The sequence below is a fragment of the Demequina sp. genome (assembly GCF_024642165.1).
Classification (GTDB): Bacteria; Actinomycetota; Actinomycetes; order Actinomycetales; family Demequinaceae; genus Demequina.
Genome location: NZ_JAHEBP010000084.1, coordinates 1 through 8,952 on the forward strand (window position 1 = coordinate 1; position 8,952 = coordinate 8,952).

12 protein-coding genes are annotated in these 8,952 nt (G+C 72.0%); 2 read left to right on the plus strand and 10 right to left on the minus strand.

Annotated features, from left to right (window positions below; all coding sequences use genetic code 11):
- Positions 1-805: DUF3418 domain-containing protein (locus Q0L54_RS08285; protein ID WP_296667050.1), on the plus strand; the 805-nt coding region annotated here is incomplete at its 5' end.
- Positions 806-815: 10 nt separating this feature from the next.
- On the plus strand, positions 816-1,736 hold the full coding sequence (locus tag Q0L54_RS08290) for an alpha/beta hydrolase (protein ID WP_296667052.1): 921 nt from the start codon (positions 816-818) through the stop codon (positions 1,734-1,736).
- Position 1,737: 1 nt separating this feature from the next.
- On the opposite strand, the gene Q0L54_RS08295 is transcribed toward Q0L54_RS08290, so the two are convergent.
- The 10 genes from Q0L54_RS08295 to Q0L54_RS08340 all read right to left on the minus strand — a co-directional run.
- The gene (locus tag Q0L54_RS08295; RefSeq protein WP_296667055.1) at positions 1,738-2,226 is read right to left on the minus strand and encodes a GNAT family N-acetyltransferase; all 489 of its coding nucleotides are present in this window, start codon (positions 2,224-2,226) and stop codon (positions 1,738-1,740) included.
- Position 2,227: 1 nt separating this feature from the next.
- Positions 2,228-3,145, minus strand: coding sequence for an RluA family pseudouridine synthase (locus tag Q0L54_RS08300; RefSeq protein ID WP_296667058.1), 918 nt, complete (start codon positions 3,143-3,145; stop codon positions 2,228-2,230).
- Entirely contained in the window at positions 3,138-3,674 is a 537-nt protein-coding gene (lspA, locus tag Q0L54_RS08305; protein WP_296667060.1) for a signal peptidase II, read from the minus strand. The genes Q0L54_RS08300 and lspA overlap by 8 nt, the downstream gene beginning before the upstream one ends.
- Positions 3,671-4,123, minus strand: a complete 453-nt coding sequence (locus Q0L54_RS08310) for a TraR/DksA family transcriptional regulator (protein WP_296667064.1) — start codon at positions 4,121-4,123, stop codon at positions 3,671-3,673. Before Q0L54_RS08310 ends, lspA begins: the two co-directional genes overlap by 4 nt.
- A 100-nt stretch (positions 4,124-4,223) precedes the next feature.
- Positions 4,224-5,147 (minus strand): DivIVA domain-containing protein, encoded by a 924-nt coding sequence (locus Q0L54_RS08315; RefSeq protein WP_296667067.1) that lies wholly within the window; start codon positions 5,145-5,147, stop codon positions 4,224-4,226.
- A gap of 100 nt (positions 5,148-5,247) precedes the next feature.
- On the minus strand, positions 5,248-5,535 hold the full coding sequence (locus Q0L54_RS08320) for a YggT family protein (protein ID WP_296667069.1): 288 nt from the start codon (positions 5,533-5,535) through the stop codon (positions 5,248-5,250).
- A 21-nt stretch (positions 5,536-5,556) separates the two neighbouring features.
- Positions 5,557-6,033 carry a cell division protein SepF gene (gene sepF, locus Q0L54_RS08325; protein WP_296667072.1) on the minus strand — a complete coding sequence of 159 codons (477 nt, stop codon included), beginning with the start codon at positions 6,031-6,033 and terminating at the stop codon, positions 5,557-5,559.
- A gap of 60 nt (positions 6,034-6,093) precedes the next feature.
- Entirely contained in the window at positions 6,094-6,816 is a 723-nt protein-coding gene (gene pgeF / locus Q0L54_RS08330) for a peptidoglycan editing factor PgeF (RefSeq protein ID WP_296667074.1), read from the minus strand.
- Between the two features lie 6 nt (positions 6,817-6,822).
- Positions 6,823-7,986: a cell division protein FtsZ gene (gene ftsZ / locus Q0L54_RS08335; protein WP_296667077.1), complete on the minus strand. Its 1,164-nt coding sequence runs from the start codon at positions 7,984-7,986 to the stop codon at positions 6,823-6,825.
- A gap of 164 nt (positions 7,987-8,150) precedes the next feature.
- The coding region (locus Q0L54_RS08340; protein ID WP_296667079.1) for a cell division protein FtsQ/DivIB at positions 8,151-8,952 on the minus strand (802 nt) is incomplete at its 5' end.

Genomic DNA, 8,952 nt, shown 5'->3' on the forward strand with positions numbered 1-8,952 from the left:
GCGCGGCTTTCCGGCGATCGTGGAGGAGCGGGACCGATCGGGCGTCCGCGCGGCGCTGCGCGTGCTCGCGGACGCCGCCTCGCGGGACGCGGCGCACGCGCGCGGGATCCGCAGGCTGCTGCTGATCGAGCTCGAACTGCCGGTCAAGCGCGTCACCACCCGCTGGAGCCCCGTCGAGTCGCTGGCGATGGCGGCGTCGCCGTATCGGACCACCGAGGCCCTGGTGGACGATCTCCAGCTTGCGGCCGTCACGGCGCTCACGCCCGACGCCGCCGCCGTGCGCACGCGCGCCCAGTACGAGGCCGCGCGCACCCGGGTCCGGGACGATCTCGAGGACCGGGTCCTGGGCGTCGCCCGGCAGGCGGCCGCGGCGCTCGCGGCGGCGCGTGAGCTCGACGGCGCGATCCGCACGAACACGTCCCTGGCCCTGCTCGCGACGCTGCAGGACCTGCGCGAACAGGCGGCCGGCCTGGTCGGGGACGGCTTCATCGCACGCACCCCGGTCGACACGTTGCCGCACCTCGCCCGCTACCTGGCGGCCGCCGTACAGCGCCTCGAGAAGGCGCGGGCGGAGCCGGCGCGCGACGCCCAGCTCGCCTGGCAGGTGAACCAGGCGGTCGAGGCCTACGAGACGGTTGCGGCGGCGCACGCGAAGGGGCGCGTCGACCCTGCGACCGCGGCCGGGCTGGAACGGGTGCGCTGGATGATCGAGGAGTTGCGCGTGTCTCTGTTCGCGCAACGCCTGGGCACGGACGGCCCGGTGAGCGAGCAGCGCATCCGCAAGGCGCTCGCGGCGATCGGCTAGCGTCGGCTCCATGTCTTCACGGCTCGATCGCGCCCTCCCGTGGATCTCCCGCGCCGTCGCGGCGCTCGCGCTCGGAGCGGTCCTGTGGGCGGCGCTCACCGCCTGGGGCGCGGTGGCGCACGGCCACCCCGCCTACGCGGTGTGGCTCGCGCTCACGGCGCTGGTGGCCATCGGTTCGCTGGCGTGGTCGCTGCGCGCGCGGCCCGCCGGCCGCGGGTGGCGGCGCGTCGTCCGCATCGTCGGTCTCGCGGGCGCGCTGGCGTGGATCGCGGCCACGGCGTGGCTGCGACCCTTCACCGCGCTCGAGCCCGCTCTGACCGCGATGGAATCCACCGCCTCGGTGACGGTGACCGAAAGCGCCACCAGCATCGTCATGGACCCCGTGGGCGGCGGCAACGGGACCGGGCTGGTCTTCTACCCCGGCGCGCGCGTCGACCCGCGCGCCTACGCCGCCCACCTGGCCCCTCTCGCGCTGTCGGGCCATCCGGTCGTCGTGGTCAAGGAGCCGCTGGGAATCGCGTTTCTGTCACGCGGAACCCTGGCCGGGATCATCGCGGATCGCGGCGGGAACTGGGCGGTGGCGGGCCACTCGCTGGGCGGCACGGTGGCCGCCATGGAGGCCGAAGACGCGCGGCCGCGCGCCCTGGTGTTCTGGGCGTCCTATCCAGCGGGCGACCTGAGCGACTGGACGGGAGCGGTCGCCTCGATCTCGGGCTCGGAGGACGGCCTCTCGACGCGCGCCACCATTGCGGCCTCGCGCGACAAACTGCCTGCCGCGGCGGTGTTCACGGAGGTGGGCGGCGCGAACCACGCGCAGTTCGGCTCCTACGGCCCCCAGCCGGGCGACGGCGTGCCGTATGTGACGAACGAGGACGCGCGTGCGGAGATCGTCTCCGCCACCCTCGCATTCCTCGGCTCGCTCGAGCCCTGAGTCAGGCGCGGACGTCCTTGTACGCGTCGTGATGAGGGATGCCCTCGTCGAGGTAGCCGTCACCGTGCGCGATGTAGCCCAGCCGCTCGTAGAACGGCATGGCGTGGTCCTGAGCGCTGAGCTCGACGCGCACCACGCCATCGACGCCGTGCGTGGCGAGTGCCGCGGCCTCGAGCGACAGCATCAGCGCACGCCCCGCTCCGGTGCCGCGAGCCGCGGCAACGACCGCGAGCCGGCCGATGTGCGGGTTGGCGGCGTCCATCGCGCCGTGGTCGGCGTGGAATTCGTCGGTGTGGGGCGCGAGCAGGCGGCCGGTGCCGAGCGGCTGGCCGCCATCCCCGAGCGCGATCACGTGGACCGTGCGGGGGTCGCCATCCTGGGCGTCGCGCTCCATGTCCGCAGAGACGCCCTGCTCCTCGACGAAGACGGCGAAGCGGACCGCCATGGCGGCCTCCAGCTGCTCCGGCGTGGTGACCACGTCGACACGCATGTCAGCCCCTCAGCACGGCCAGGGCCGCCGCGAGGTCGTCCGGGTACGTGGAGGTGACGCGCACCTCGCCGCCGCGCGTGGGGTGCTCGAAGGCGAGCTCCTGCGCGTGCAGCCACTGGCGGCTCAGGCCCAGCCGCTTCGCAAGGACCGGGTCGGCGCCGTAGGTGAGGTCGCCCGCGAGCGGGTGGCGCATGGCCGCCATGTGCACGCGGATCTGGTGGGTGCGACCGGTCTCGAGGTGGATCTCCACCAACGAGGCCGCGGGAAACATCTCGAGCACCTCGTAGTGGGTGACCGACGGCCTGCCGCCCTCCACCACCGCGAACTTCCAGTCGGAGCTGGGGTGGCGGCCGATCGGCGCGTCGATGGTCCCCGCGGTGGGATCCGGGTGGCCCTGCGCCACGGCGTGATAGATCTTCTCCACCGTGCGCTCCTTGAAGGCTCGCTTCAGCGCCGTGTAGGCCGCATCGGAGCGGGCCACGACCATGAGGCCCGAGGTGCCCACGTCCAGGCGGTGGACGATGCCCTGGCGCTCCGCGGGGCCGTGCTGCGCGAGCCGGTAGCCGGCGCTCGCCAGCGCACCCACCACCGTGGGTCCCGTCCACCCCGGCGAGGGGTGGGCGGCGACGCCGACGGGCTTGTCGACCACCAGCAGGTCCTCGTCCTCGTAGGCCACCGCGAGCCCGCCGGGGATCTCCGGCTCCGGACCCGCGGGACGGGCGTCTGGGAGGTCCACGGCCAGGATCGCGTCCGCGAGGCGGTCCGAGCGGCCCACGGACCGGCCGTCCACGCTCACGCCTCCCGCGTCGAGGATGTCGGCCGCCTTGGTGCGGGACACGCCCAGCATGCGGGCCAGCGCGGCATCCGCGCGCTCCCCGACCAGCGCATCGGGCACAGGCAGGTAGCGGGTGTCAGCCACGAGACTCCGCGTCCGCGGCCGTCCCCGGCTCGTCGCCGGCATCGGCCGGGGCGCCCGCCGCGGGCGCGAGCAGGCGCTTCGAGAAGATGCCCGCGACGATCAGCGCGGCGGCCGCTCCCACGATGGCGATGTCGGCGATGTTGCCCACGAACTGATCGCCGTAGTTGATGAAGTCGACCACGTGCCCCTGGCCGAAGGAGGGCGCGCGGAACAGGCGGTCGATGAGATTGCCCACCGCTCCACCGAGGCCCACTCCGAAGATGACCGCGGCGAGCGTGCTCTGCGCGCGGCGCGCGTAGTGGACGATCCCGACGGTCACGGCCGCCGCGACCACCGTGAGGAGCCAGGTGTAGCCGTTGCCGAGGCTGAACGCCGCGCCTGAGTTGAACACGAGCTGAATCGACAGCAGGTCGCCCAGCACGGGGTGCCGCTCAAGCGGCTCGAGAGACGCCAGGACCCACTGCTTCGAGGCCTGGTCGAGGATGACGACGCCGACGGCGACCAGCCAGAAGACCGGCCTCCAGGTCAACGACGCTCCTCGCGCTGCTTGCACTGCACGCAGAGGCTGGCACGCGGGAACGCCATGAGGCGCGCCCGGCCGATGCCGTTGCCACAGGACTGGCAGGTGCCGTAGGTGCCGTTCTTGATGCGGCGCAGGGCGTCGACGCTCTGCTCCAGCATGTCGCGGGTGTTGTTGACGATCGACATCTCCTGCTCGCGCTCGAGCGCGGTCGAGCCCGCGTCGGCCTGGTCGTCGCCGGCACCCTCGGACGTGTGCAGCAGATCGTCGAGCTCGTGCTCCGTCACGCCCAGTTCGGTGACGAGCCGCTCGACGTCGGAGTTGAGCACGTCGACGATCTGACGCAGGTCAGCGATCTTCCAGGCGTCGTCGCCGTCGCGCACGTGAAGCTTCTTGGCGTCCGCCGGCTTCAGCTCGGCGGGGTCGACCACCACGATGGTCACATCGGCGCTGCTCATGACTGTCCTCGTCTCTGGCTGGTGCAAGGACTGTAGTCCCGTTGCGGCGACAAGGCAAAGCGCCGCGCCCGTAGGCGCGGCGCCTTGCGTGACGGCGATCTCAGTCGCGCTGCTCGCCCTCGCCCTCCGCGGGCTGGGCCCACGGGTTCTGGGGCGTGTAGGGCGTGCCGTACTGGGTCGACTGCGGGGAGTACGGAGCGTCGCCGACGGCGGGCGTGCCACCGGTGACCGGGGCGAACGGAGTGGTCCGCTCCGGCTCCTCGTCCGCGGACTCCCCGGCGGAGTCGTCGTGGTCGTCGGCCGGCGCCTCGGTCGATTCCTCGTCGACGGGCGCAGCCTGCCAGGATTCTCCCGCGTGCTCGTCGACCGCGGGCTCCTCGACATTGGCCTCGACCGCATCGTCCTCGTCGCCATCGGCCTCGCCAGCGGGCACCTCATCGTCCATGAGGTCCTCGCCCACGAACGTGGCCACGGGCGCGGGCGCGGTGCCCTCGGCGTGATCGAGGTCGCCCAGCAGGTTGCTGAGGTAGGACTTGAGGCGGGAACGGTAGTCCCGCTCGAAGCGGCGCAGGTCGTCGATCTTGGTCTCGAGAAGCGAGCGCTCGCTGGTGAGCTGGTCCATCCGCGACTGAGCATCCTGCTCGGCGCGCTCGACGATGCTCTCCGCCTTGGCCTTGCCCTCCTCGACCAGGCGCTCCTTCTCCTCTTCGCCCGCGGAGACGTACTCGTCGTGGAGCTTCTGCGCCATGGCGAGCATTCCGGTCGGGGTGGGCGGGTTGGGATCCGTCGCGGCCTGCAGCAGCCCCGAACTCGGGGCCGGTGCGTCGACCGGAGCCACCGGGGCACCGCCGGCCTGCGCCTCCTGGAGGCGGGCGGCAAGCTCGTCGCGCTCAGACGTGAGCTGCGAGATAGTTTGGGCGACCTCGTCGAGGAAGTCGTCCACCTCGTCCTGGTCGAAGCCCTCGCGGTACTTCGTCTTGGAGAAGGCCTTGTTGAGAACGTCCTCGGCGGTCAGCACTGCCATGTCGACTTCCACCTCGAGTCTGATCGGGGCCGGCAATCCGGCCATACGGTTACGTCGCCACTCTAGCGATACCTCTATCGGCACGCACTTAAGTCAGGGGTCACCCCACCGCGAGGAGCACCTGGTACAGCATCGAGACCGAGAGGAACACGATGATGAACGCAAGGTCGATGCGCACCTGCCCCAGCGACAGCGGCGGAACCACGCGTCGCACGGCCTTGATCGGCGGGTCGGTGACCGTGAGCACGCCCTCGACCGCCACGAGCGCGGCCCCGGTGGGCCGCCAGTCGCGGGCGAACGCCATCACCAGGCTGATCACCACGCGCGCAAGCAGCATCAGCATGAAGAGGAAGAGGACGAACTGCAGCGCGTCGATCAGGATAGGCACGCTGAGAGACTACCCCGCCGGTCAGGACTGGTCGTAGAACGCGTGGTCCTGCTGCGGCTCCTCATCGAGCCCGATCTCGACGTGCGCCGGCGACAGCAGGAACACCGAGGTGGTGACACGCTCGATCGATCCGTGTAGGCCGAACGACAGCCCAGCGGAGAAGTCGACGAGGCGCTTCGCGTCCGCGTCCGTCATCTCGGTGAGGTTCATGATCACCGGAACGCCCTGCCGGAAGGCCTCACCGATCAGTCGCGCGTCGTTGTAGCTGCGCGGCTTGATGGTCTGGATGCGTCGCAGGTCCGTCGAGGGCGCGGCGGGAGCGAGGCTCTCGCGCGGACCGCGGGCGTGCTTGCCGGCGGCCCTGCCCGCGCCCTGCTTGACCTCGGACACGTCGTGGAGGTTCGTCACGGGAGCGAGCTCCGGTTCGGCGTTGTCATAGTCCTCCTGCTCGTTCACATCGAAGCCGAGGTACTGGATCGCCTTGCGCAGTGCGCTCATTCTGACCCCCTGTGGTGCGTGCGATTCAACGACTTCACGGTAGGGCCGGCAGGGGCGTGGTCACCGGACCGACACGCCGCACATCACCACCCCGGCGATCCGCCCGGTCACGCCGTCGCGCCGGTGGGAGAAGAGAGAGGGCTCCTCGGCCGTGCATGCCATGTGCCGCACCACGTCCGCGAACCCCAGTTCTCCGAGGCGGGTCTCGACGGCGCGCGGCAGGTCGAGCGCCGGGGTGCCCGAGGGCGTCTCCGAACGGGCGGTCGGGTGGCGTGACGCCACGCGCTCGCGCATATCGGCGGGCACCTCGTAGCAGCGCCCACAGATCGACGGCCCGATGCTCGCCGAGAGATCCCCGTGCGCCCGCTGGGGCCGCAGGTCGAGCAGCGCGGCGACGGCAGCGTCGACCACCCCCAGGTACACGCCCTCGCGGCCCGCGTGCGCGGCCGCGACCGCGCCGGTCGCCGCGTCGTGGAGCAGGATCGGCACGCAGTCCGCCGCGATCGCGGCGATGGCGACGCCTGGCACGCGGGTGACCAGCACATCCGCGGGTGGCGGCTCGGCGCCCGGCTCGAGCACCTCGGCGACGCCGATGCCGTGCTCGGCATGGAGGAACGAGACGGGACCGCCGACGGCGGCGGACACGGTCGCGCGGTTGAGCGCGACCGCGTCCGGGTCGTCACCCACGTGGGTGGCGAGGTTGAGCGAGTCGTACGGTGGGGCAGACGAACCGCCGCGCCGCGTGGTGAAGAACGCGCGGACCGGGAGGCCTGCGTCGATCACCGAGACCTACCGCAGGAACTCGGGCACGTCCAGGGTGTCCTCGCTCTCGCGCAGGGCTTGAGCGGGGATCGCGTCGGTCTTCGGAGCGGGATCGGTGGCGTAGGGGCTGGCAGGCAGCACGTCCGTCTCGACCGGGGCGTCCACGGGCTCCAGCTCGTCGGCCTTGGCCGCGGGCGCCGACTCGATCGTGCCCAGCGCACCGGCGTGGGAGCGGTGAGTGGGGGCGCCGCCGTCGAAGCCGGCGGCGATGACCGTGATGCGGAGCTCGTCGCCCAGCGAGTCGTCGATGACCGTTCCGAAGATGATGTTCGCCTCGGGGTGAGCCGCCTCGCGCACCAGCCGCGCTGCCGTCTCGACCTCCTTGATGCCCAGGTTCGAGCCACCCGAGATCGACAGCAGCACGCCGTGCGCACCCTCGATCGAGGCCTCAAGGAGCGGCGACGCGATGGCGCCCTCCGCGGCCTCGAGGGCCCGCGACTCGCCGCGGGCGCTCGCGACGCCCATCAGCGCGGTGCCGGCGCCCTGCATGACGCTCTTGACGTCGTTGAAGTCGACGTTGATGAGGCCCGGCGTGGTGATGAGGTCGGTGATGCCCTGCACGCCGCCCTGCAGCACCTGGTCCGCCGCGGCGAACGCGCCGAGCACGCTGAGCTGCGCGTCGGAGATGTCGAGCAGGCGGTCGTTGGGGATGACGATCAGGGTGTCGACCTCTTCGCGCAGCGCCGCGATGCCCGCCTCGGCCTGGTCCGCGCGGCGGCGGCCCTCGAAGCCGAACGGCCGGGTGACCACGCCCACGGTGAGCGCGCCGAGCGAGCGGGCGATGCGCGCGACGACGGGCGCTCCGCCGGTGCCGGTGCCGCCGCCCTCGCCGGCGGTGACGAACACCATGTCGGCGCCGTCGAGCGCCTCGGCGACCTCGTCCTCGTGATCCTCGGCGGCCTTCTTGCCGACCTCGGGATCCGCGCCGGCACCGAGCCCACGGGTGAGCTCACGACCGATGTCGAGCTTCACGTCCGCATCGGACATGAGCAGCGCCTGCGCGTCGGTGTTGATCGCGATGAACTCCGCGCCCTTGAGTCCCACGTCGATCATGCGGTTCACGGCGTTCACGCCGCCGCCGCCCACGCCGACGACCTTGATGTGCGTGATGTAGTTCTGCGGTGCGGCCATGTGCGTTCCCTTTCAACCTTAACCCTCAAGTTGAGAGTTATAGTTATGTCAAGTCGTTCACTGTCGAAGGTAAGGGCGTATACGGCCGTTGACCCGCAGACACGCGCGTGTCGGAGCGAATTATCGGCGCGGGGACGATGCGCGGCCGGGCCCGCGGGCAGCCGTCAGCTGGTCGTCGTGGGCAGCGTGGGCGCGGAGACGTCGATGGCGGCGACGCCGTCGGCCTGGCCAGAGTCCAGCAGCACCTGCAGCACCCGCGCCTTGAGGGGCGAATCCTCCGCGCTCCCCCATTCGACCCGCGGGCCGCCGCGCAGCTGGAACGTGACCGTGTCCTCGGTGGTGGCGCTGATGTCCCGCACCCTCGCCCGCAGCTCCGCCGGCAGCTGATTCACCACACCCAGGGCGGCCTCGAGCACGCGGACGTGATCCTCGCCCACCGGCACGGTCACCACGGGCAGGTTCTCCGGGGCCTCGTCGGCACGTCCCACCCGGGTCGCCTCGCTGTCCAGGAACGAGTAGCCGCCCTCGGCGTCCGGGACGGCCGCCACCGGCTCGCGGGACGTCAGCGAGACCAGCAGGCCGCGCGGCCAGACGCGCTCGACGGACGCGTCCCGCACTCCCTGGATCTCTCGGAGCGCGTCCGACAGGCGTGTGGTCGCGAGCGTCGCGAGCGAGCGGCCCTCGAACTGCTCGACCGTCGCGGCCACGTCGGCCGGGTCCACCACCGTGCCGTAGCCGGTCACCTCGACCTGATCGGCGTCCAGCGCGAGCACGGGAGACGCGAGCACGATCCAGGCGGCCAGCGCGGCGGCGGCCACGTACCCTGCCCGCCGCGCCCACACGACCGCGGAGAGCCGCCGCTGCGCCGCGGCACGCTCCTTGAGCCTCGTCTGCAGGCGCGTGGTCACGGTGCCGACGTGCGACGCAGCGGCCCCGGCGCCGGCGGCCGAGCCCCGCCGCAGCGTG

Excerpts from the sequence above, each read along its gene's own strand:
- Q0L54_RS08290 (WP_296667052.1), top strand. The coding sequence starts at position 816 with ATGTCTTCACGGCTCGATCGCGCCCTCCCGTGGATCTCCCGCGCCGTC.
- Q0L54_RS08295 (WP_296667055.1), bottom strand. The coding sequence starts at position 2,226 with ATGCGTGTCGACGTGGTCACCACGCCGGAGCAGCTGGAGGCCGCCATG.
- Q0L54_RS08310 (WP_296667064.1), bottom strand. The coding sequence starts at position 4,123 with ATGAGCAGCGCCGATGTGACCATCGTGGTGGTCGACCCCGCCGAGCTG.
- Q0L54_RS08315 (WP_296667067.1), bottom strand. The coding sequence starts at position 5,147 with ATGGCAGTGCTGACCGCCGAGGACGTTCTCAACAAGGCCTTCTCCAAG.
- sepF (WP_296667072.1), bottom strand. The coding sequence starts at position 6,033 with ATGAGCGCACTGCGCAAGGCGATCCAGTACCTCGGCTTCGATGTGAAC.
- ftsZ (WP_296667077.1), bottom strand. The coding sequence starts at position 7,986 with ATGGCCGCACCGCAGAACTACATCACGCACATCAAGGTCGTCGGCGTG.